The organism is Xanthomonas cannabis (assembly GCF_040616535.1).
Taxonomy (GTDB): Bacteria; Pseudomonadota; Gammaproteobacteria; order Xanthomonadales; family Xanthomonadaceae; genus Xanthomonas; species Xanthomonas cannabis.
The window spans coordinates 1,862,479-1,883,803 of the sequence record NZ_CP136580.1; the positions used below are offsets into that span (position 1 = coordinate 1,862,479).

The window sequence follows — 21,325 nt, forward strand, 5'->3', positions numbered from 1 at the left end:
GTTGTCGTTTTTGGCCCGGCCAAGGTGCCTGAAGAGATCGATGAACGTCCCACACCGCGTCTGCAGCAGCAAACGATGAGCGCCACCGACGCGGCCGATGGGTCTCTGCCCAGTCCATGTATCGGTGTATGTTCGTTGGACGCGCAATCGCACTGTGTCGGCTGCCTGCGCAGCCTGGATGAAATCGCCCGCTGGATGAGCATGAGTGACGTCGAACGCCAGGAGTTGCTGCACACGGTTTTGCCGGCACGTGAGCTGGTTGCCGCGTTGCCCGAGTACGCGCAGTTGCGACGCGCGCTGTACCCGTTGGATACCGCGCCCGCCGGGCCGGGCTGGAATCACGCCGAACTGATCGATCTGAGCGAAGGAGGCGCGTCTGCCGAAGCGGCGGTGCTGTGCGGCCTGGTGCCACGCGCGCAGGGCACGACAGTGCTGCTGACCCGGCGCACCGACAGCCTGCGCCATCATGCCGGGCAGGTCAGTTTCCCGGGGGGGCGGATGGAGCCGTCCGATGCCGACGCGGCCGCGGCCGCATTGCGCGAAAGTTGCGAGGAAATCGCCCTCGGCGCGCAGCAGGTGCACGCGCTGGGCTATCTGGACCCATTCCTGACCGTGAGCGGATTCCGGGTGACGCCGGTGGTGGCCGTGGTCGACCCTGCCTTTGTCGCGGTGCCGCAGCCGGACGAGGTGGCCGAGGTCTTCGAAGTGCCGCTGGCTTACCTGATGGACCCGGACAATCTGCGCAGCGTGGAGCTGGAATTTCGCGGGCGCCCACGCCGCGTGCTCGAATACGACTGGCCCGGGCAGCGCATCTGGGGCGCCACCGCGGCCATTCTTCTCAATCTTCGTCGTCGCCTGGAGCAGGTTGCATGAGTGTCGATCCGAACTGGACCACGTTGGTGGACGTCAGCACGCTGGCGGGCACGTTGGCGCACCCGCAGGTGCGCGTGCTGGATGCGCGCGCCGCGCCACCGACTGCCCCGGACCCGGAGGCCGCACGCAAGGCGTATGCGCAAGGGCATTTGCCCGGCGCGTTTCATGCCGATCTGGACCACGACCTGGCCGACCTGTCGCGTTCCGGTCAGGGACGGCATCCGTTGCCGCATGCTGCCGATTTCGCCCGCCGTCTGGGCGGGTGGGGCATCGATCCGGCGAGCCAGGTGGTGGTCTACGACGCGGGCGACGGCAGCATGGCGGCCGCGCGCGCGTGGTGGATGCTGCGCCTGATGGGACATCGGCGCGTGGCGGTGCTCGATGGCGGGCTGGCTGCGTGGCGCGCTGCCGGTTTGCCGGAAACCGGCGAGCAGCCGGAGCTGCACGAGGGGCCTGCGTACCCGGGTAGCTTCGACAGCGCTGCCGTGGTCGACGCCGAGCACATCCTGGCGCGGCTGGGGCAGGCGCCGGGATGGCTGCTGGACGCGCGCGCGGGCGAGCGCTTTCGCGGCGAGCTGGAGCCGATCGATCCGGTGGCCGGCCACGTGCCGGGCGCGGTGAGTCGTCCGTTGGGGCTGAGCCTGCGCGATGGCCGCTTCAAGCCGGCCGAGGAACTGCATGCGGAACTGTCTGCGCTGCTGGGCGCGTACCGGCCCGAGCAGGCGGTGGTGATGTGCGGCTCCGGCGTGACGGCCTGCCACCTGCTGCTGGCGCTTGAAGTGGCCGGGCTGCCCGGTGCGCGGGTGTACGCCGGTTCCTGGAGCGGTTGGCTGCAGGATCGCTCGCGTCCGGTCGCGACCGCTGCCTGATGCATGCACAATGACCGCAGGAATGGTGGTCTGTGGGGACGCAGGCTTGCTGCGCGGAGCGCAGTTTCTTGCAGGGTGGGTGGCGACATGCGGGTGCAGTTGCAGGCCGGCGCCTTGTGCGTCGCAGTGATGTCGATGACGGCGTGCTCGGCGGGTTCGACTGCCGACACCAACGGTGTGCGGGGCGCCAGCCGTGCCGAGGACGATGGGCAGCAGGTCTATCAGGTCGCTCTGGAGCAGGCACGTGCGCAGCGTCTGGCACGGTTGCGGGCGCCGGATGGTTGGCTGAGCTATACCGGCTCCGGCCGCGTCCGTGCGGGCCGGTACCAGGTGGGCAGCGATCCGCGCAGTGACCTGGTGTTGCCAGCCGGTCCTGTGCACCTGGGCCAGCTGAGCCTGGACGCCGCCGGCCACGTGCGCTTCGAGGCGGCCGCCGGCGCAGGCGTGAAGCTGCACGGTCGGCCGGTCGATGAGGTCAGCCTGGAGCCGGAGCGCGTCGATCAGCCGGGCGACCGCCTGGACGTGGACAACCGGCAGTTCTACCTGGTGCAGACCGGCGCGTTGTTCGGCTGGCGGTTTCGCGACCCGGCGGCGCCCGTAGTGGCCCGGTTCCAGGGCTTCGACTATTTTCCGATCGATCCGCACTGGCGTGTTCAGGCGCGCTGGCAGCCGTATGCCACGCCGCGGACCGTGACCTTGCTGACCTCGATCGGAACGCCAGTGACCGTGTCCGTGCCAGGCGAGGCGGTGTTCGAGCGCAATGGGCAGACCTATCGCCTGCAGCCGATCGCGCAGGAGGACGGCAGCGGGCTGTTTTTCCTGTTTGCCGATCGCACCAGCGGCAAGGAGAGCTACGGCGGCGCGCGCTATCTGTTTACCGCGCTGCCGCGCGATGGCCATGTGTTGCTGGATTTCAATCTCGCGGAAAACCCGCCCTGCGCGGTGACGCCGCATGTGGTCTGCCCGATCGCGCCGCCGGAAAACCGGCTCGCCGTGGCCGTCAATGCGGGCGAAAAAACCTATCGTGCTCCGGAGCCGTGAGGCGCCGCTGACGCGTTGCTCCAGCGCCGGGCGTGCGGTCAACGCAGGCTGTGCGACCAGCCAACGGCTGCATGGATGCGTGACCACGGAAACAACGGGCCGGGGTCGAGCTTGCGCTGGATCTTGCGGGCCGGGTCGTCACTGGCCGCTTCCTGCGTGGTATCCAGCTCCTGATGTCCGGCGATGCGGCGCACCGATGGTAGCTGCTGCTGCAGCCACTGCAGCAAGGTGATGAGTGCGCCGATCTGCGGCTCCGGGTACGCCTCGCTCATCAGTTGATGGCGCGAGTCGAGCCAGTGCGGATAGCGGCCTCGGTTGACCAGTTCGATGCCAAGTGTGTGCGGGTTGTGGCCGCGCACATGATGGGCGACGCGCTCCAGCGCGACGTACTGCTGGATGCTGCCGTTGCGGTCGATGTAGTAATGCCCGCTGTTGCCGGTGCCGCTGTCGTAGAGCACGCGCTCGCCGTAGTCGCGCGCCATCGCCATGTCCGGCAGTTCGGTGCAGTGGATGACCACCATGTCGATGTGGCCGAGCGGGCGCCGCGCCAGTCGCGATTCGTAGGGCAACGGCGCGTAGGTGATCGGCGGCGACGGCAGGACGGCATCGGACATGTGGCGAATGCTAGCATTCGACGATGGCCTTGAATCCCGACAGCCCCCTGGGCAAATTGATGGCGACGCTGCCGCAGACCGGTCAGGTGACCTGGATCGGCGTGCGTCCTGCGCGTGATGTGGACATGCTGGAGGTGGACGCCGCGCAGGCCACTACCGGTATTGGCTTGGTGGGCGACCGCTACAAGGGCGGCAGCGGCAAGCGGGGCGTGACCCTGATCCAGGCCGAGCACCTGCCGGTGATTGCGGCGCTGGCAGGGCATGCGCAGATCGCACCGGCCACGCTGCGACGCAACCTGGTGGTGTCCGGCATCCCGCTGATCGCGTTGAGAGGGCGGCGCTTTTGCATCGGCGAGGTCGAGCTGGAAGGCACCGATCCCTGCGACCCGTGCTCGCGCATGGAAGACGCGCTGGGTGCTGGCGGCTACAACGCGATGCGCGGACATGGCGGCTTGTGCGCCCGCATCCTGCGCGGCGGCGTGCTGCGCATCGGCGATACGGTGCAGGCGCTATGAGCCGCGGGCACTGCATCCTCGCGCATGGGTTCGAGAGCGGTCCCGATGCCTTGAAGGTCACCGCGTTGGCCGAGGTGGCCGAACGTCTCGGATGGACCCACGAGCGGCCGGATTTCACCGATCTGGATGCGCGCCGCGATCTGGGCCAGCTGGGCGATGTGCGCGGGCGTCTGCAACGGTTGCTGGACATCGCGCGTGCTGCGGCCGACAAGGGCCCGGTGGTGCTGGCAGGGTCCAGCCTGGGGTCGTATATCGCCGCGCAGGTCTCGCTGCAGGTGCCCACGCGTGCGCTGTTCCTGATGGTGCCGCCGACCAGAATGGGGCCGTTGCCGGCGCTGGATGCGGCGGCGGTTCCGATTTCGATCGTGCATGCCTGGCACGATGAACTGATTCCCGCCGCCGAGGTGATCGCCTGGGCACAGGCACGCGCCGCGCGGCTGTTGCTGGTCGACGACGGACATCGCCTGGCATCGCATGTCGACGCGTCGGCACGCGCGTTTGCCGAACTGCTGCAGAGCCTGTGATGCGCCATCTCGGGCACCTGCGTCGCCGGAGAACCGGGCAATAAGCATTCTGATCCGCGAAGCGTCCGAGGGCGATGCTGCGGCCATCGAGATCCTGACGATGGTGGCATTCATGCGCGACGAGCACAGCCGCCATGACGAACAGCACGTGATCGCTGCACTGCGCGAGGACGGCGCGCTGGCGTTGTCGCTGGTGGCCGACCATGACGGCTATGTGGTGGGGCACCTGGCGGTGTCGCCGGTGGCCTTGTCCGATGGATCCTCTGGCTGGTTTGCGCTGGGGCCACTGGCCGTTGGCCCGGGCCATCAGCGCCAGGGGCTGGGCACGCGCCTGGTGCGCGCCGCCCTGGCGAGCTTGCGCGAGCGTGGTGCGGCCGGCTGCGTGGTCGACGGCGAGCCCGGCTTCTTCCGTCGTTTCGGATTCGCCGTCGAGCCGGGCCTGGGCATGCCGGATGTGCCGGCATCCGTATTGCAGGCGCTGGCGTTCGGCGACCGGCTGGTGCCGCTGGCCGATGTGACCTACCACCCGGCATTCGGGCTGGGTTGAGCCGTGCGCGTGGCTTGCCCGGAGCCTTTCCGCGCAGCCTGTGGTTCCCGTTCGTTCGCCGGCATCCTGCATCGCCCTGGGCACCGTCGCGGCTTGCGTCAGCCGTCATCATGGTCGATCGATCGCGATGAACGCTAGACGAGGTGAACGATGCAAGATGACCAGCAAACGGTGTCGCCGCAGGCGCGCCTGATTTCGCACGCGGGCGACCTGCCGCAGGACGATGCGACCCTGCTCACCGCGATCAAGGCGCGACTTGGTCAGGACCCGGCGCGGCCTGCGGCGGACGTGGAGCGCCTGCTGCAGTTGCTCGATGCGCTATGGGCGGTGGAGCTGGGCCGGTTCCTGCTCCGCAACTGCGGGCTGGATGCCTATTGGACCCATCAAGTGGTAACGCACCAGCCAGGCAGTCTGGCGCCGGACACCACGCCGGCGCTGGAATACGCCCTGTTCGAGACACTCCCGGCCGTGCTCGCCACGCGCGAGCGGTTCGGCATTTTCCGTGCGCAGTTGCAGGCCTTGCTGCAGCCTGGCATGACGCTGGCCTCGGTCCCCTGCGGCTGGATGGGCGACCTGCTGAGCCTGGACTACCGGCAGTGTCCGGAGGTGCAGTTGCTTGGCATCGACCTGGACCCGCAGGCGCTGGAAGGTGCTTTGCAACTGGCGCGCCGGCACGGGTTGGAAGGGCAGTTGTCGCTACGGCTGGAAGACGCCTGGACGCAGGGCGATGCCAATAGCGTGGACGTGCTGACCAGTAACGGACTCAATCTCTACGAACCGGACGACGCACGCGTGATCGCGTTGTATGGCGCGTTCTTCCACAAGCTGCGGCCGGGCGGCACGTTGCTGACCAGTTTCCTGACGCCCCCCCCCAGCCTGTGCGCGCAGTCGCCATGGCAGATGGCATTGATCGACCCGGCGGCGCTGGCACTGCAGAGCCAGATCTTCGTCGACATCGTGCAGGCGCGCTGGGCATCGTTCCGTACACACGCGCAAACGCGTGCGCAACTGGAGAGCGCGGGCTTTACCGACATCCGTTTCATCGAGGATCGCGCCAGCCTCTTTCCCACCGTCATCGCGCACAAGCCTGCCCACGGCTGAGCGGGGCGGCCGCAGGCCTGCACGCCTGCGGCACCGACGGTAGGGGGCTGGTGCGCGGGGCCGGCGTTGGGCGGTGTGCCGCTGCCAGACCCATGCAATCCATGCGTGGCGGGGGATTGGGCCGGGTTGCAGGCAGTGCCGGACGGCGATCGCGGCCCTGGTGGCGGTGGCGTTTGCTGGTGGCCGCTGGCGCGCTGGTGAACCGTGCGGCGGGCGAAGCGGCCGGCGGGGGTGGTAATGCCGGCCCCGATGGCCGACCATTTGCGCCCGTCCACGGCCACGGCATTGCCCCTACGGGCGCCGGCCCGCCGTGCTGCTCCCACGCTCGCCGCCGCGGCCAGCGTCTTTATCGATACCTGCCTACGTGAAATTCTTCGCATCCTGTGCCAAGGGCCTGGAATACCTGCTTGCCGACGAGCTGCTCGCGCTCGGTGCCAGCAAGGCCACCGCCACCATCTCCGGCGTCAACGTCGAAGGCGAACTGCGCGATGCGCAGCGCGCCGTGTTGTGGTCGCGCCTGGCCAGCCGCGTGCTGTGGCCGCTGAGCGAGTTCGATTGCCCGGACGAAGACGCGCTGTACGCCGGCGTGGCCGAGCTGCCATGGGACGAGCACCTGTCGGTGGGGCACACGCTGTCGGTGGACGCGCATGTGTCCGGTACCGCCATCACCCATGCCCGCTACGCGGCGCAGCGCATCAAGGACGCGGTGGTGGACACCATGCGCCGGCAGGGCCTGGAGCGCCCGTCGGTGGATGTGGAAAGCCCGGACCTGCGCCTGAACCTGTCGCTGCGCAAGGGCCGCGCCACCATTTCGGTGGACCTGGGCGGCGGCCCGCTGCATCGACGCGGCTGGCGCATGGCGCAGAACGAGGCGCCATTGAAGGAAAACCTGGCTGCGGCGGTGCTGATGCGCGCAGGCTGGACGCGCGCCTATGCCGATGGCGGCGGCCTGCTGGACCCGATGTGCGGCAGCGGCACGCTGCTGATCGAAGGCACACTGATGGCCGCCGACGTCGCGCCGGGTCTGCAGCGCTATGGCAGCGATGTGCCTAGCCGTTGGCGCGGTTTCGATCGCGAGACCTGGCAACAGCTGGTCAGCGAAGCGCGCGAACGCGACAGCGTCGGCCGCGCTGCGCTCAGGCAGGTGATCCACGGCAGCGACATGGACCCGCACGCGATCCGCGCCGCGAAAGAGAATGCGCAAGTGGCCGGTGTGGCCGAGGCGATCTGGTTCGGCGTGCGTGAGGTGGGCGAGTTGCAGACCCCGCCGCAGGCCACCGGCGTGGTGGTGTGCAATCCGCCCTATGACGAGCGCCTGGCAGCCGATGCAGCGTTGTACCGCAGGCTCGGCGATACCCTGCAGCGTGTCGTGCCGCAATGGCGGGCCAGCCTGCTGTGCGGCAATGCCGAGCTGGCGTATGCCACCGGCCTGCGCGCAGCCAAGAAGTACCAGCTTTTCAATGGCGCGATCGAGTGCGCGCTGATCGTCTGCGACCCGATCGCGGTGCCGCGGCGCACCCCGCTGGCGGCGCCGACCGCGCTCAGCGAAGGCGCACAGATGGTGGCCAACCGCTTGCGCAAGAACCTGCAGAAATTCAAGAAATGGCGCGCGCGCGAAGGCATCGAATGCTTCCGTGCCTACGACGCCGACCTGCCGGAATATTCCGCTGCCATCGACGTGTACCAGCAAGCCGATGGCGACCGCCGCATCTTCCTGCATGTGCAGGAATACGCAGCGCCTGCAACGATCCCGGAAGCCGATGTACGCCGTCGTCTCAATGAATTGCTGGCTGCCGCGCGCGAGGTCTTCGAGGTGCCGGCCGAGCGCGTGGCGCTGAAGTCGCGCGAGCGCGGCAAGGGCGGCAGCAAGTACGGCCGGTTCGAACAGCGCAACGAAATCGTCCACGTGCGCGAACACGGCGCGTTGCTGCGGGTGAACCTGTTCGATTATCTGGATACCGGGCTGTTTCTGGACCATCGCCCGCTGCGCGGCACCATGGCGCAGCAGTCCAAGGGACGCCGTTTCCTTAATTTGTTCTGCTACACCGGCGTGGCCAGCGTGGAAGCGGCGGTGGCCGGCGCGGCCTCCACCACCAGCGTGGATCTGTCCGCCACCTATCTGCAGTGGTGCGCCGATAATCTTGCGTTGAACGGCCAGGCCGGCAGCAAGCACAAGCTGGTGCAGGCCGATGCATTGACGTGGCTGGAAGCCGAGCGCGCGCATTTCGATGTGATTTTTTGCGACCCGCCGACCTTTTCCAATTCCGCACGCGCCGAGGACTTCGACATCCAGCGCGAGCATGTGCGCCTGCTGCGCGCGGCGGTGGCGCGTCTGGCGCCGGGCGGCGTGCTGTATTTCTCCAACAACTTCCGCCGCTTCAAGCTGGACGAAGACGCGGTGGCCGAGTTTGCGCAGTGCGAGGAGATCAGCCCGCGCACCATCGACCCGGACTTCGAGCGGCATGCACGCATCCATCGCGCATGGCGGTTGACGGCCTGAGGCGTGCCGTGATGGGTGGTGGGCGCGGTGCCCGCGGCAAGAGGCGCAGCGGCGGCGACGCACGCGAGGGCAGGGGGGCATGGCAACAAGCCCAGCACAGGGCTGCGGTATGCTGATTCGCATGCTTTGGAGTCGACAATGACCGCACCACCCCGCATCGCCTTTCTGGCCAGCCCCACCGAGCCCGCGGCCAACGCGCGCGCGCGCCTGGTGCAGCGCTATGGCGATCATCCGCTGGAGACGGCCGATGTCGTCTGCGCCCTGGGCGGCGACGGCTTCATGCTGCAGACACTGCATCGCCACGGCGCCGCCGACAAGCCGGTGTTCGGCATGAAGCTGGGGTCGGTCGGGTTCCTGATGAACCAATATCGCGACGATGAAGACGACTTACTGGCCCGTCTGCAACGTGCCGAGCCGGCGCATCTGCGGCCGCTGGAAATGCTGGTGCAGACCGAATCCGGCAGCAGCGCCGGGTCGCTGGCGTACAACGAAGTCTCGCTGTTGCGGCAGACCCGCCAGGCCGCGCATCTGAGCGTGGATCTGAACGGCCAGACCCGCATCGCCGAGCTGATCGGCGACGGGGTGATGGTGGCCACACCGGCCGGCAGCACCGCCTACAACTACTCGGCACATGGGCCGATCCTGCCGCTGGGCTCGCATACGCTGGCACTGACGCCGATCGCGCCGTACCGCCCGCGCCGCTGGCGCGGCGCCATCCTCAAGGCCGATACCGAAGTGCGTTTTCGCGTGCTTGATCCGTACAAGCGCCCGGTCAGCGTCACCGCCGATTCGCACGAGATCCGCGACGTGGTGGAAGTGACCATCCGTGAATCCACCGAGCGCCGGGTCACGTTGCTGTTCGATCCGGAACACAACCTGGAAGAGCGCATCTTCAGCGAGCAGTTTGCGGTGTGAGGGGCGGGGATTGGGCATTGGGGATTCGGGATTGGCAACGGCGGGAGCCGCGCACGCTGGCCACCTGCGAGCACGTCGACGCGTTACGATGCGGCTCGCGCCATCGTGTTTCTGATCTCAAATCCGCACGCGCTGCTGCTCACCAATCCCGATTCCCGAATCCCGGCTCCCGGCACCCAAATGGCTGACAACTCCCCCAGGCTCCTGACCGTCGCGGTGACCTCGCGCGCGCTGTTCGATCTTGAAGAAGGTCATGCCCTGTTCGAGGCCAGCGGGGTGGAGGCGTATTCGGCGTTCCAGCGCGAGCACGAAGACGACATCCTGCAACCGGGCGTGGCGTTCCCCGTGGTGCGCAAGCTGCTGGCGCTCAATCACGATGTGCCCGAGGAGACCCCGCGGGTGGAAGTGATCCTGTTGTCGCGCAACTCCGCCGATACCGGTTTGCGCATCTTCAACTCGATCCAGCACTACAACCTGGGCATCGTGCGCGCCACCTTCACCTCCGGCGAGCCGACCTGGCCGTATGTGAAGCCGTTTGGCACCGATCTGTTCCTGTCGGCCAATCCGGAATCGGTGCGGCGCGCGCTCACCCATGGCATCGCCGCAGCGACCATCATGCCGCGTGCGCCGGGTGAGCGTGCCGAGGCGGCTGCGGCCATCGTGGACAACGACGAGAGCCGCCTGTCCACCCAGCTGCGTATCGCCTTCGATGGCGATGCGGTGATCTTTGGCGACGAGAGCGAGCGCATTTCCCGCGAGCAGGGTGTCGAGGCATTCGGGCGGCACGAGCGCGAGCGTGCCCGCGAGCCGCTATCGGTCGGGCCGTTCCGCAACTTTCTCTCTGCGCTGCATACGCTGCAGGCAGCGTTTCCGGCTGGCGAGTCGTCGCCGATCCGCACCGCGCTGGTCACCGCGCGCTCTGCACCGGCGCATGAGCGGGTGATCCGCACGCTGCGCGAATGGGGCGTGCGGCTGGACGAGGCGCTGTTTCTGGGCGGGCGGCACAAGGGGCCGTTCCTGGAAGCCTTCGGTGCAGACATCTTCTTCGACGACTCGCAACACAACATCGACAGCGCACGCCAGCATCAGCACGTGGCAGCCGGCCATGTGCCGCACGGCGTGGCCAACGATCCGCCGGGCGCATGAGCGCCCCGCCGCAGCCGCCCGGACGCGCTGCGCTGCGCCTTCGCTGGCGCACCCTGGAGCTGTGCTTCGACGAGCAGACGGTCCAGACACGCATGTCGCGCTGGGCGCCGTATCGGTTGATGCTGCCGTATACGCGCAGCATGTTGGCGGCGTTGTGGCTGCAGCCGCGGCCCGAGCGCATCGGCGTGATCGGTGTGGGCGGCGGTGCGCAGGTAAAGTTCTGCCATCGGTATCTGCGCAACACGCGCATTGAGGCGGTGGAAGCCGATGCGCAGGTGCTGGCGCTGCGCGATGCGTTCGCGCTGCCGCGCGACGATGCGCGGCTGGAGATCAGCCTGGGCGATGGCGCGCAGTGGATCGGCCCGCGTGCCGGTCGCTATGACCTGTTGCTGCTGGATGCCTACGACACCGACGGGATTCCGCCGGCCTTGTGCACGCCGGAGTTCTACGCGCAGTGCCGCGCGGCACTGACCCCTGACGGCGTGCTGGCGTTCAACCTGTACGACGTGCCCATCGCCGGGCACCTGGCGCAGCTGCGTTCGCTATTCGACGGTCTGGTGCTGGCGTTGCCCGAGCCGGACCTGCGCAATCAGGTGGTGTTTGCCTGGAACCGCCGACATACCCCGGCAATCCCGGAACAGGCCCTGGCGCAGTTGCCGTGGGCAGCACGCCGGCAGCTACGACCTTCTATGCTGCGGCTGCAGGCGGCATGGACCGAGCGCGCCTGGCGGTTTGCGTAAGGCATCAGCCTGCGTGGTGCGCCAAGCGGGGATGGCGGCAGCCACGCGGCACGCGTCCGCTAACTGCATGCACGATGTTGCAGACCATCGGTGCAGCGTGTCGACCAGCGCTTGCTCGCGCGCCCGGTCGTCCGCATCCGTACGCAACACCTATGGCGCGGGCGAACCGTCTTGGTCGCCGAGCGGTAGCTGGATGTCGGTCAGCCGCCAGCGCAGGCCCTGGCGGGTGAGCACGAACACCACCGGTGCGCCGGTGGCGGTGTACGTGGTGGCGGTGAAGCGACGGGTGGATTCGAAGCGTTGCGTCGCGCCCTGCAGCGGGCGGGCAGGAGCCGGCGCGGCATAGGTGTCGGCGCTGACGGTGTCGCCGATGACGCGGTTCCACACGCTGTGGCCCTGCAGCAGCGCACCGATACCCAAGGGCGTGATCAAGGTATCCACGCCAGCGCCGCTGATGCCGCTGGCCAACCGCAGCGCAACACCGCCCAACAGGCTCGACTGCGCGCTGCTGCCGGCCTGGCGGATCAGGTAATCGTCCAGTTGCGCCTTGAGGTTGACGCGCAGGCTGGGGAAATCGACATGGCGATCCAGCTGCCCGGCATCGCGGTCGGCGACCGCCTGACTGATGCCGCGGATGGCCAGGTACGGCCCTGCCACCACGTAGCCGGCCAGCAAGGCGACGATCAGCAAGGGCAATAACCACCAGCGTTTTTTCATCGTTCGCACTCCGTTGCCAGGGACGGCGGTGGTTGCCTGCACTCTGCGGCAAATGGTCGGCACGCGCTGATCGACTGCAGCGCATCACCCAGCGGTGGCGCTGCGTGCGCTGTCAAAATTCCAGATCCAGCGCGGCGCACAGGTAATCGACAAACGGCGCCAATGTCACCAGATCGGCCTCGATGGTCTGACGCAGGCGCGGCCCGGTCATCAGCGCATCGTCCAGGTGGCGCAGATACGCCCAGTTGCGATGCTTGAGATCGTCGATGAACTCGAAATCGGCTGGAAAACCGCGCGGTGCACGGACCAGTTTTTCACTGTCGTCCAACGCAAACTTGCGACGCAGCTTGGGTGCGTACGCGGCGGCTTTCCAGCTGCCGGGGTTTTCGAAGATGAACTGGCGCAGCTTGCGTTGCGTGTCCGGCTCCGGGTGCCACAGCCCCGCACCGACGAAACTCTCGCCCGGCTGCAGGTGGATGTAGAACGACGGCGCAGGAACCTGGCGGCGGCGCTCATGAAACAGGCGCGCGCCCTGCCAGTTCTTGTACGGCGATTTGTCGTTGGAAAAACGCGCATCGCGATAGATGCGAAACAGCGAGCCGCCCTGGGTCTTGGGATCGGCACGATAGTGCTCGCTGACTTGCGCCAACGCCGGCTGCAGGTCGGTGATCAGCTGCAGAAACGGCTGGCGCACGTGCGCTTCGTACTGGTGCCGATGGTCGTTGAACCAGGTCTTGTCGTTGTGGCGGGCCAGGGCACGCAGGAATTTGAAGCTGGCGTCGGAAAAGTAGGTGGTCATAGCGTGCGTTGGAGGTCCGAACCCCAGGCGGCGAGCTGGTCGAGTAGGGCTTGCTTGGTAGCATCGTCGGGGTGAGCGAGCCGTAAATCCGCAATCTGCGCGTCATACTGCTCCAGGGTGACTTCGCCCAACCCGCGGTCTTCCAGCAGGCGCTGGCGACGGTACACGTTCCAGCGGTCGTGTTCTTCGGGCGACAACGTCTGCGGCCAGTTGCGCGCACGGTAGCGGAACAGCAGTTCGACCAGGCGCGGATCGCGGAAACGCGCTTCCAGAGCGCCCAGCTCGTCTGGCGCACTGGCGCGCACCTGGGCCAGCAAGCGCTTGTCGCCCTCGGCCAGAAAGCCGTCGTAGAGCGAGGCGTCGGCATCGTTGACCGCTGCGGCAGCGGCGCGCTCATTGCCGTAGACCTGGCGTACCTTTTCGGCGAGCGCGGGCCCCAGCTCGCGCAGCCGTGCGGCCTTGGCCATGACCACGTCGCGGTCCACGCCCAGGCGCTGGAAGTCCGCTGCGCGCAGGTGCTGCCAGGACACCAGTGCCGGCGATTTGTTCAGATGCACTTCTTTCAGCGGAATGCGTTGCTCGCCCTCGGGCAGATCCGCGGCGCGGATATACAGCCGGTCGGCAATCTCGTCGGGGCTCAGGCGCAGCAGCACCTCCGGGTCGCCGTCCAGATCGAACACGATCACCCGGCTGTCGATGCGCGGATGCCGCGTCAGCGGCAACACTGCGGCGGCGCACAGGCGCGAGGCCGGGTAGCGCTGCGATACATGCAGCACCGGCTCCATCGCAATCACGTCGAGCAGGGTGGCGGCAAAGCGCTTGTCGCGCAGGCGCAAGGCGTAGTCCCACAGCTTGGGCTGATGCTGCTGAAATTTGCGCGCCATGCCGATGGTGGCGTACACGTCGGACAGTGCTTCGTGCGCATCCCCTTCGCGCACGGCATTGGCGTCGGCCAGATGCTCCAGCTTGAACGAAGTGGCGCCATCTTCGCGCTGCGGCCAGGCGATGCCATCCGGGCGCAGTGCGTGCACCAGGCGCAGCACGTCGAGCAGATCCCACCGCGAATTGCCGCCGCGCCATTCCCGCTCATAGGGATCGTAGAAATTGCGGAACAGGCCACAGCGCACGAACTCGTCGTCGAAGCGGATCGAGTTGTAGCCCAGCGTGCAGGTCTGCGGCCGGCTCATCTGCTCGGCGATGCGTGCAAATGCCTCGGCTTCGCTCACGCCCTCGCGCAACGCATGCTGCGGGGTGATGCCGGTGACCATGGTGGCGTACGGGGAGGGCAGCAGATCGTCGGCCGGTTTCACGAAGAAGCTGATCGGTTCTTCGATCACCCGCAGCTGCGCGTCGGTGCGCACCGCCGCGAACTGCGCGATGCGGGTGCGGCGCGGGTCCTGGCCGAAGGTTTCCAGGTCGTAGAAGAGAAAGCTGTCAGGCATGCGGGTGCAAGATCCAGATGCGCAGCGCACGGCGTACGCGCTGCCGGTGCCGCCTAGTATCCCCCATCGCAGCACTGGCACGCTGAGGCGCGGCTGTGCGGCGGGTTGGCGCACGTGAGTGGTGCGCGCGTGCAGTGGCGCGGTGGGCCGGCGATCTGCTTCGACTAGCCGACTGGCGCGCGCAGGGCAGCTGCAGCTGTCTCGCAGCTGCCGACAGCGACGCCGGAGAGATCAGCCAAGACCCGGATGACGCCACGGCATGGCCTGCAGCGCGGGCAGTGATGCCGTGGGGCACTACCGTCGCAGACGTCAGTGCGCGCCCTCCAGCGGCTCCAGGCGCGCGTGCACTCTGGTTTCCAGCGCAGCCCAGTCGATGCGCGACAGATCGCTGTGACCGCGCGTGGCATCGACCAGGATCTCGCGCTGGATTTCGCTGCGCGCCAGTGCGATCGAGTAGCGCGTGCGCAGGAAGGTCACCATGGTGTAGTGCGGCACGAAGCGGGTGGGCCAGCGCGCTTGCAATTGCTGTTCGAGTTCGCGCTGCAGCAGGAACTGCGCGTCGCCCACGCGGTCGCGCATCTCCAGATAGTTGTCCAGCGCCATTTGCTGGATTGCCGCGGCATCGTCGCGGCGTGCGGCCTCGAAGGCGGCAAATGCGCTGCCGATGTCGTCGTGCGCGTCCATCTGTTCGGCCAGCGCCACGCAGTCTTCGAACGCACAGTTCATGCCCTGGCCGTGGAACGGCACCATCGCATGTGCGGCATCGCCGATCAGCAAGGCGCGGTTGTCCAGATGCCAGCGGTCCAGGGTCAGGGTGCCGAGCAGGCCGGGCGGATGTTCTTCCCAGTGCTCCTGGAGCTGCGGAATCAGCGGCAAGGCGTCCGGGAAGTCGCGCGCAAACAGCGCGTGCGCTTCTTCGCCGGTGCGGGTGGTGGCAAAGCTGGGCTCGCCGGCGTTGGGCAAAAACAAGGTCACGGTGAAGGTGCCGCCGTCGTTGGGCAGCGCAATGCACATGTAGCGCCCACGCGGCCAGATGTGCAGTGCGTTGCGCTCGATGCGGAAGCCGCCACCGGGCAGCGGCGGGATTTCCAGCTCCTTGTAGGAGTGATCCAGGAACTCGATGCGCTCGCCCAACGGCGATTTGCGCTGCATGGCCGCGCGCAGCGCCGAGCCGGCGCCATCGCTGCCGATCAGGCTCTGGAAGTGGATCTCGTGCGGCTGATCGTCGCGGTCGTCGATGAAGCGCGCGTACCCGGCATCGAAATCGACCGTGTGCAGGCGACGGTAGAAGTGCACGGTGGCGCCGGCCTGTTCGGCCAGATCCAGCAAGGCCACGTTCAAGGCGGCGCGATGGATCGACCAGATCACTTCGCTGTCGTCGCGGCCATAGCGCTGCAGCTGCGGTTCCCCGTTGACCGGGTGCACCATGCGCCCGCGCATCATCACCGCCTTGGCCATCACCGCGTCTTCTGCGCCGGCCTGGCGCAGTGCGTGGCGGCCGCGTTCGGCCAGGGCCAGGTTGATCGAGCGGCCGGACTCGTAGCCCTTGATGCGCGGATCGCCGCGGCGTTCGTAGACGGTGACCTGCCAGCCGCGGCGCGACAGCAGGATGGCCAGCAGGCAACCGGCCAGGCCGGCGCCGATCAGGGTCAGGGAGCGGGGGGAGACTGGGCTCAATGCAATATCCGGCGGCGGCCGGACGCAGCGCCGGCGAAGAGGGGGAGACAGCGACTGGCAAGGGCGGCCGCCCGGGCATCAGCCGTGGGCGGGCTGGGAGTGTACGTGGGCCGCTGCCGGCTCCGCGTCGCGGCCCCCAGGCCCGGTGACCTTGCAGTCAGCGTGTTGCGCTCAGGCGGCGGCCCAGGTTTCCACCTGTTCCACGAAGGTGTGCAGGTCGACGAAGCGGTTGTACAGCGGCACCGGCGCAATGCGGATCACGTCCGGTTCGCGCCAGTCGCCCAGCACGCCGGCGGCATGCAGATGCTCGAATAGCGCGCGCCCCTGCGCGCGGCCGCCTTTCACCCGCAGCGACAGCTGGCAGCCGCGCTGCGCAGCGTGCGCGGGGGTGACGATCTGCAGCACCTGCGCCAGGCGCGCGTGGATCAGCTGTTCCAGATGGCCGGTGAGCTGCTCGGATTTGGCGCGGAGCGCGGCCATGCCGGCCTGGTCGAACAGGTCCAGCGATGCACGCAGCGGCGCCAGCGCCAGTACCGGCGGATTGCTCAGCTGCCAGCCTTCGGCGCCCGGCGCAGGCACGAACTGCGGATCCATGCGGAAACGGGTCTGCTGCTCGTGTCCCCACCAACCGGCCATGCGCGGCAGGTTGCTGGTGGCGTGGCGCGCATGCACGAAGCACCCACCCACCGCGCCCGGCCCGGCATTGAGATATTTGTAGTGGCACCACACCGCGAAATCGACGCCATCGTCGTGCAGGGTGAGCGGGATATTGCCCACCGCATGCGCCAGATCGAAACCCACCGCCGCGCCCTGCGCCCGCGCCAGCCGCGCGATCTCGCCCAGATCGAACGCCTGCCCGGTGCGGTACTGGATGCCCGGCCACAGCACCAGCGCCAGCCGCGGGCCGTGCTGTGCGATCGCCGCGGCAATGGCCGCCATCGACACCGTGCCATTGGGTTCGTCGGCCTCCACCTCGATCAGCTGCGTGGCCGGGTCCAGCCCATGCAGGTGCAGTTGCGACTCCACTGCGTGGCGGTCGGACGGGAACGCGCCGGCTTCGATCAGGATCGCGCCGCGCTCGGGCGTGGGGCGATAGAAGCTGGCCATCATCAGATGCAGGTTGACGCTGAGGGTGTTCATCGCCACCACTTCGCCGGGCAGCGCGCCGACCACGCGCGCCAGGCCGTCGCGCACCAGCTGGTGATAGGTGAGCCATTGGGTGGGACCGGTGAAGTGGCCTTCCACGGCAAGCGCGCCCCACTGATCGAGTACCTCGCTGACCATTGCACGGGCCTGTCGCGGTTGCAGGCCCAGCGAATTGCCGACGAAGTAGGTCTGGTCCTGGCCGTGGTGCTGCGGAAACACGAACGCCTCGCGCAGGTTGCGCAGCGGGTCGGCGGCGTCCAGTGCCGCAGCGTGGGAACGGGACAGCGGGTCGGTGGTCATCGGGCATGCAACGCTCTGGAACGATGCGGCAGTTTACCCGCCGGCACCGCGCGCGCCGTCATGCACGCCCGCTGTCTCGGCCGGGGCCGGTCGGGCAGGCCGCAGCAGGTGGGTGAGGGTGCCGATGCTGTCGGTGACGCGGTCGATGGTGTCGGCAAGCGCGGCGATGCCGGGCGTGCCGTCCGGCACGCGGCCAGCGCATCGGAAAGCTTGCGCTCGGCGCTGCGCAAGGTGGCCGCGGCCGGCGTGCCGCCATCGACCAGACAGTCGATCAATTCCGCCAGCGCCTGGTCGGCGTGGTCGGCAAAGGCGGGCAACGCGTCCAGCGCGGGCAACTGGTGGCCATCGCGCAGCACTGCCTCCAGCAGCAAGGTGGCGCGGATCAGCCGGTTGCCGTTGGCCAGCAGCGATTCGGCAAGCTTGAGTTCCTGCAGGTTGCGGCGGCTGCGTGGCTCTCCACGCAGCCGCTCGATCGAGGCCTGCGCATTGGTACGTGCCACGCGCGCGGCGGCGCGGCTGTCGCCCAGGTGGTCCATCCGGCCCAGCAGCAGGTTGCGCAGATGCTCGCGGTAGGCAGTGAGCAGGTGAGCCAATGAACTGCGGATATGCCGACGCTCGCGCGTGGGCCACAGCGCGTAGGCGACCAGGGCCAGCGCACTGCCGGCCACGGTGGCCTGCAAACGTGCAACGACCGCCTCGCCGGGCGTCACCCCTTCGAACGACAGCAGCAGCACCAGCATGCCGGTGAGGAAGGCCACGCCGATGCCGTAATTCACCTGGGTCAACAAGCGAAAGCCCAGGCAGAACAGTGCCAGCAAGGCCATGCGGACGCTGGCCCCATCCATCGCCAGATGGGCAAGCAGCGTGGCGACCAACAGGCCGACGAAGGTGCCCGCCACGCGCAGCGCGCCAAAGCTGAAGGTGCCGCCGAAATCCGGCTTCAGCACGATGGCGGTGGTCATCGGAATCCAGAACCCATGCGGGATCTGCTGCCAGCGCTGGAACGCGATCGCCAGGGCCAGGCACACGCCGCAACGCAGCGCATGCCGACACGCCACCGACGACAGATCCAGGTTTGCGCGCAGGGTGGCCCAGGTGGCGGCCGGGCGCAGCGCTGCCGGCAGGCGTGCTTCGGCCAGTTGCGCCTGGATCTCGCCACGGCTGCTGGCCCAGTGGGCATTGCGGATCAGCGCGCGCAACTGGCCGCCGAGGCCCTGCGCGCGGGCGACCGCCACGCGCACCAGCCGGCGCTCGCGGGTATCGGCGTTGTCGTGTTGGACCTGCGCCAGCGCAGCGATCAGGTCGTCGAAGCCGGTCATCGATGCGTTGGCCGCCACCGGGTCTTCGCCCACCGTCATCGCGTGGGCCAGCTGTTCCAGCACGATCGCACTGCGTTCGAGCACCCGCTCGATGGCCGGGCGTGCCTGCGATTCGGTCAGGCGGGTGTCGGCATCGGCCAGCGACAGCAGCTCCAGCCGCACGCGTTCGCACAGCTCGGCGATGATGCGAAAACTCTGCACTGCAATCGCACGCGAACGATGTTCGCCATGCAGCATCACCATCGCATCCAGCACTTCCTGCGTGGCCGGCGGTGCAGCGCTGGCTTCCGGGCGCTGGCGGGCGATGCCGGCCAGCTGGCGCATCAGCTCGGCCAGCGCGAACCGCTCCGGGCGATAGCGTTGCAGCGGCCAGGCCGCCAGCGCCAGCAACACCTGCAACAGGCCGCCGGCAAAGATCAGCGCCGCCACGCCCGGCGCTTGCGCGGCAGGCAGGCGCATATCCGCGCTGACCACCAGCAGGATCATGCTGGTCAGGCCCACCCGTGCCGCCACCGGGCCAAGCGCCACCAGCAGGCCACCGCCCAGGCCGAGCAACAAACCGGCCAGCACCAGCGCCGGCGTGTTGTGACCGACCCACACGCCAAGCAAGGCCGCCAGGCCGGCCGCCAGTGCCGCCATCAGCATGCGCTGCAGGCGCGCGCGGTAGGGGCCGGGCTGGTCGGAGAACATGGTGTTGAGCGCGCCGCTGCACACGGCCAGCCCGGCCGCGACATGCCCGGTGGCCACGCCGATCGCCAGCGGCAGCACCACCGCGGCGGTGTTGCGCAGGGCCACGCGCAGCGGCACATCGCGCGGTTTGAGGTCGATCAGGGTGCGCAGCATGGTGGCTGTTTCCGTGCAGCGGCCCGGTGCATCGCTTGCGCGCGATCGCTGCGCGCATACGGCCACGCGCGAAACGCGCTGCGCCGGATCGGGCAGGTCATGGCAGTTCTCCTGTCAGGCAGCGGGCAGGAAGAACCTGCCGGCCACGCCCATCGTCGCAGCGCTGCAGCATCATCGCGGTATGCGCAGGCAACGCCGAGTGCCCCGGCAACAGCAAACCTTGCACAGGCAATCAACCGCATCGCACTCCACGTGCTCGCCGCAATGGCATGCCATCGTCCCCTCAGGCCTCGACTGCGGCATAGCGCTCGGGCGCAGGGTGCAGGTGCCCGCACTGGGTGCAGGTGCGCAAGGCCAACGAGCGATAGAAATGATCGAATACCGGCGGAAAATCGGTTTCGATGTTGTCTAACGGAAACATCGCCTCGTAGAGCTTGTGATTGCACTGCGGGCAATACCACTGCAGGCCGTCCTGTTCGTGCGGCAGGCGCTCGCGTTCGATGACCAGGCCGATCGAGCCGGCGGCACGTTGCGGCGAATGCGGCACCTTCGGCGGCAGCAGAAAGATTTCGCCGGCGCGGATCGGGATGTCGCGTTGGACGCCCTCGTCCTGCACCTTCAGCACCATCTCGCCCTCGAGCTGGAAGAACCACTCCGGGCCTTCGTCGTAGTGATAGTCGGCGCGCGCGTTCGGCCCGCCGACGATCATGATGATGAAGCCGTCCTGCTGGATGCACTTGTTGCCGACCGGCGGCTTGAGCAGGTGGCGGTGTTGCTCGATCCAGGCATGCAGGTTGATCGGCGGGACCAGCATCGACGTTCCTCGGCAAAGAAGACGTCCAGCATAGCCAACCTATGGCGCCGGTGGGTGGCGCAGTGGCTGGCGCGATCGCGAAGGCGAGGTCCCAGCTGCCGCTGCGCAGAGCCGGCACGCACCACTGAGACCATGCCGGTTCCGGACGCCTTGTCCGGACGCGTGCGACGACTGCTCCTTGCGTCGCCGTGAACGCGTCCGGTTGGGCCTCAGCGTTCTTCGTGATCGGCCTGGATCTGCGCCAGTGCGGCGTCGTAACGCTCCTGCAGCAGCGCCGGGCGGTCGATGGACATGCCCAGGTCGTGCGCATGCCCGTCGCGCAGGCTGTACACCCAGCCATGCACGCACAGTGCCTGGCCGCGCTCCCAGGCATCGCGCACGATGGTGGTGCGGCAGACATTGACCACCTGTTCCAGCACGTTGAGCTCGCACAGGCGCGCGTGCTGCACCGGCAGATCACCGGCATCGTGCAGGCAGGCCTCGTGCTTGTCGGCCACATCGGTGACGTGACGGATCCAGTTGTCCACCAGGCCCATGCGCTTCTGGGTGAGGCTGGCAAACACGCCACCGCAACCGTAGTGGCCCACCACCAGGATGTGCTTGACCTTGAGCACGTCCACCGCGAACTGGATCACCGACAGGCAGTTCAAATCGGTATGCACCACCACGTTGGCGATGTTGCGATGGACGAACACCTCGCCCGGCGCCATGTCGATGATCTGGTTGGCCGGCACGCGCGAGTCAGAGCAGCCGATCCACAGGTATTCGGGCGTCTGCTGGGTGGACAGTTTGGAAAAGAATTCCGGGTCTTCGCGGCGGATACGCTCGGACCAGGCACGGTTGTTGTCTAGCAGATGGTTGAGCTCGTTCATGGGGGCAGTAT

Annotated in this window: 19 protein-coding genes and 2 pseudogenes; 12 read left to right on the plus strand and 9 right to left on the minus strand. The window is 67.9% G+C overall.

Annotation, left to right across the window (positions count from 1 at the left end; genetic code table 11):
• Nucleotides 1–75 precede the first annotated feature (75 nt).
• The 3 genes from RZV17_RS08010 (at nt 76) to RZV17_RS08020 (ending at nt 2,783) form a co-directional block, all read left to right on the plus strand.
• Entirely contained in the window at nt 76–873 is a 798-nt protein-coding gene (locus RZV17_RS08010) for a CoA pyrophosphatase (protein ID WP_166752704.1), read from the plus strand.
• The gene (locus tag RZV17_RS08015; protein WP_355608458.1) at nt 870–1,742 is read left to right on the plus strand and encodes a sulfurtransferase; all 873 of its coding nucleotides are present in this window, start codon (nt 870–872) and stop codon (nt 1,740–1,742) included. The genes RZV17_RS08010 and RZV17_RS08015 overlap by 4 nt, the downstream gene beginning before the upstream one ends.
• Nucleotides 1,743–1,829: 87 nt before the next feature.
• On the plus strand, nt 1,830–2,783 hold the full coding sequence (locus RZV17_RS08020) for a DUF1684 domain-containing protein (RefSeq protein ID WP_355608460.1): 954 nt from the start codon (nt 1,830–1,832) through the stop codon (nt 2,781–2,783).
• Nucleotides 2,784–2,821: 38 nt separating this feature from the next.
• On the opposite strand, the gene RZV17_RS08025 is transcribed toward RZV17_RS08020, so the two are convergent.
• On the minus strand, nt 2,822–3,397 hold the full coding sequence (locus RZV17_RS08025; protein WP_047696644.1) for an N-acetylmuramoyl-L-alanine amidase: 576 nt from the start codon (nt 3,395–3,397) through the stop codon (nt 2,822–2,824).
• Between the two features lie 23 nt (nt 3,398–3,420).
• On the opposite strand from RZV17_RS08025, the gene RZV17_RS08030 reads away from it, so the two are divergent.
• The 9 genes and pseudogenes from RZV17_RS08030 to RZV17_RS08070 all read left to right on the plus strand — a co-directional run bounded on the left by RZV17_RS08030 (nt 3,421) and on the right by RZV17_RS08070 (nt 11,385).
• A complete protein-coding gene (locus tag RZV17_RS08030) occupies nt 3,421–3,912 on the plus strand; it encodes an MOSC domain-containing protein (RefSeq protein WP_184374112.1) in 492 nt (163 codons plus the stop codon).
• The gene (locus RZV17_RS08035; protein ID WP_047696642.1) at nt 3,909–4,436 is read left to right on the plus strand and encodes an alpha/beta hydrolase; all 528 of its coding nucleotides are present in this window, start codon (nt 3,909–3,911) and stop codon (nt 4,434–4,436) included. Before RZV17_RS08030 ends, RZV17_RS08035 begins: the two co-directional genes overlap by 4 nt.
• 40 nt (nt 4,437–4,476) lie before the next feature.
• Nucleotides 4,477–4,983: a GNAT family N-acetyltransferase gene (locus RZV17_RS08040; RefSeq protein WP_047696640.1), complete on the plus strand. Its 507-nt coding sequence runs from the start codon at nt 4,477–4,479 to the stop codon at nt 4,981–4,983.
• Nucleotides 4,984–5,133: 150 nt separating this feature from the next.
• Nucleotides 5,134–6,084, plus strand: coding sequence for a cyclopropane-fatty-acyl-phospholipid synthase family protein (locus RZV17_RS08045; RefSeq protein WP_047696638.1), 951 nt, complete (start codon nt 5,134–5,136; stop codon nt 6,082–6,084).
• Nucleotides 6,085–6,263: 179 nt separating this feature from the next.
• Nucleotides 6,264–6,452, plus strand: a pseudogene (locus RZV17_RS08050) (hypothetical protein).
• Complete coding sequence (gene rlmKL / locus RZV17_RS08055; RefSeq protein WP_355608465.1) at nt 6,449–8,584, plus strand: bifunctional 23S rRNA (guanine(2069)-N(7))-methyltransferase RlmK/23S rRNA (guanine(2445)-N(2))-methyltransferase RlmL; 2,136 nt, start codon at nt 6,449–6,451, stop codon at nt 8,582–8,584. The pseudogene RZV17_RS08050 and the gene rlmKL overlap by 4 nt, the downstream one beginning before the upstream one ends.
• Before the next feature lie 138 nt (nt 8,585–8,722).
• Nucleotides 8,723–9,499 carry an NAD kinase gene (locus RZV17_RS08060; RefSeq protein ID WP_039412455.1) on the plus strand — a complete coding sequence of 259 codons (777 nt, stop codon included), beginning with the start codon at nt 8,723–8,725 and terminating at the stop codon, nt 9,497–9,499.
• Between the two features lie 180 nt (nt 9,500–9,679).
• The gene (locus RZV17_RS08065; RefSeq protein WP_047696635.1) at nt 9,680–10,645 is read left to right on the plus strand and encodes a 5'-nucleotidase; all 966 of its coding nucleotides are present in this window, start codon (nt 9,680–9,682) and stop codon (nt 10,643–10,645) included.
• Complete coding sequence (locus tag RZV17_RS08070; protein WP_355608470.1) at nt 10,642–11,385, plus strand: transferase; 744 nt, start codon at nt 10,642–10,644, stop codon at nt 11,383–11,385. Before RZV17_RS08065 ends, RZV17_RS08070 begins: the two co-directional genes overlap by 4 nt.
• Before the next feature lie 150 nt (nt 11,386–11,535).
• On the opposite strand, the gene RZV17_RS08075 is transcribed toward RZV17_RS08070, so the two are convergent.
• The 8 genes and pseudogenes from RZV17_RS08075 to can form a co-directional block, all read right to left on the minus strand.
• A complete protein-coding gene (locus tag RZV17_RS08075) occupies nt 11,536–12,102 on the minus strand; it encodes a DUF2939 domain-containing protein (protein WP_355608473.1) in 567 nt (188 codons plus the stop codon).
• Between the two features lie 112 nt (nt 12,103–12,214).
• Nucleotides 12,215–12,901: a DUF2461 domain-containing protein gene (locus tag RZV17_RS08080; RefSeq protein ID WP_039412460.1), complete on the minus strand. Its 687-nt coding sequence runs from the start codon at nt 12,899–12,901 to the stop codon at nt 12,215–12,217.
• Nucleotides 12,898–14,343, minus strand: coding sequence for an exodeoxyribonuclease I (gene sbcB / locus RZV17_RS08085; RefSeq protein WP_166750407.1), 1,446 nt, complete (start codon nt 14,341–14,343; stop codon nt 12,898–12,900). The genes RZV17_RS08080 and sbcB overlap by 4 nt, the downstream gene beginning before the upstream one ends.
• Before the next feature lie 309 nt (nt 14,344–14,652).
• Nucleotides 14,653–16,020, minus strand: coding sequence for an NAD(P)/FAD-dependent oxidoreductase (locus RZV17_RS08090; protein WP_355608477.1), 1,368 nt, complete (start codon nt 16,018–16,020; stop codon nt 14,653–14,655).
• Nucleotides 16,021–16,191: 171 nt separating this feature from the next.
• Nucleotides 16,192–17,466 (minus strand): kynureninase, encoded by a 1,275-nt coding sequence (gene kynU, locus RZV17_RS08095; RefSeq protein WP_355608480.1) that lies wholly within the window; start codon nt 17,464–17,466, stop codon nt 16,192–16,194.
• A 33-nt stretch (nt 17,467–17,499) separates the two neighbouring features.
• Nucleotides 17,500–19,628 (minus strand): annotated as a pseudogene (locus tag RZV17_RS08100) (FUSC family protein).
• Nucleotides 19,629–19,911: 283 nt separating this feature from the next.
• Nucleotides 19,912–20,442 (minus strand): 3-hydroxyanthranilate 3,4-dioxygenase, encoded by a 531-nt coding sequence (locus tag RZV17_RS08105; protein WP_355608483.1) that lies wholly within the window; start codon nt 20,440–20,442, stop codon nt 19,912–19,914.
• A gap of 209 nt (nt 20,443–20,651) precedes the next feature.
• Nucleotides 20,652–21,314: a carbonate dehydratase gene (gene can, locus RZV17_RS08110; protein ID WP_355608486.1), complete on the minus strand. Its 663-nt coding sequence runs from the start codon at nt 21,312–21,314 to the stop codon at nt 20,652–20,654.
• Nucleotides 21,315–21,325 lie beyond the last annotated feature (11 nt).

Coding starts and splice junctions, on each gene's coding strand:
- sbcB (WP_166750407.1), bottom strand. CDS start 14,343: ATGCCTGACAGCTTTCTCTTCTACGACCTGGAAACCTTCGGCCAGGAC.
- RZV17_RS08060 (WP_039412455.1), top strand. CDS start 8,723: ATGACCGCACCACCCCGCATCGCCTTTCTGGCCAGCCCCACCGAGCCC.
- RZV17_RS08030 (WP_184374112.1), top strand. CDS start 3,421: ATGGCCTTGAATCCCGACAGCCCCCTGGGCAAATTGATGGCGACGCTG.
- kynU (WP_355608480.1), bottom strand. CDS start 17,466: ATGACCACCGACCCGCTGTCCCGTTCCCACGCTGCGGCACTGGACGCC.
- RZV17_RS08070 (WP_355608470.1), top strand. CDS start 10,642: ATGAGCGCCCCGCCGCAGCCGCCCGGACGCGCTGCGCTGCGCCTTCGC.
- RZV17_RS08015 (WP_355608458.1), top strand. CDS start 870: ATGAGTGTCGATCCGAACTGGACCACGTTGGTGGACGTCAGCACGCTG.
- RZV17_RS08065 (WP_047696635.1), top strand. CDS start 9,680: ATGGCTGACAACTCCCCCAGGCTCCTGACCGTCGCGGTGACCTCGCGC.
- RZV17_RS08105 (WP_355608483.1), bottom strand. CDS start 20,442: ATGCTGGTCCCGCCGATCAACCTGCATGCCTGGATCGAGCAACACCGC.
- RZV17_RS08010 (WP_166752704.1), top strand. CDS start 76: ATGAGCGCCACCGACGCGGCCGATGGGTCTCTGCCCAGTCCATGTATC.
- RZV17_RS08045 (WP_047696638.1), top strand. CDS start 5,134: ATGCAAGATGACCAGCAAACGGTGTCGCCGCAGGCGCGCCTGATTTCG.
- RZV17_RS08075 (WP_355608473.1), bottom strand. CDS start 12,102: ATGAAAAAACGCTGGTGGTTATTGCCCTTGCTGATCGTCGCCTTGCTG.
- RZV17_RS08080 (WP_039412460.1), bottom strand. CDS start 12,901: ATGACCACCTACTTTTCCGACGCCAGCTTCAAATTCCTGCGTGCCCTG.
- RZV17_RS08025 (WP_047696644.1), bottom strand. CDS start 3,397: ATGTCCGATGCCGTCCTGCCGTCGCCGCCGATCACCTACGCGCCGTTG.
- can (WP_355608486.1), bottom strand. CDS start 21,314: ATGAACGAGCTCAACCATCTGCTAGACAACAACCGTGCCTGGTCCGAG.
- RZV17_RS08020 (WP_355608460.1), top strand. CDS start 1,830: ATGCGGGTGCAGTTGCAGGCCGGCGCCTTGTGCGTCGCAGTGATGTCG.
- RZV17_RS08035 (WP_047696642.1), top strand. CDS start 3,909: ATGAGCCGCGGGCACTGCATCCTCGCGCATGGGTTCGAGAGCGGTCCC.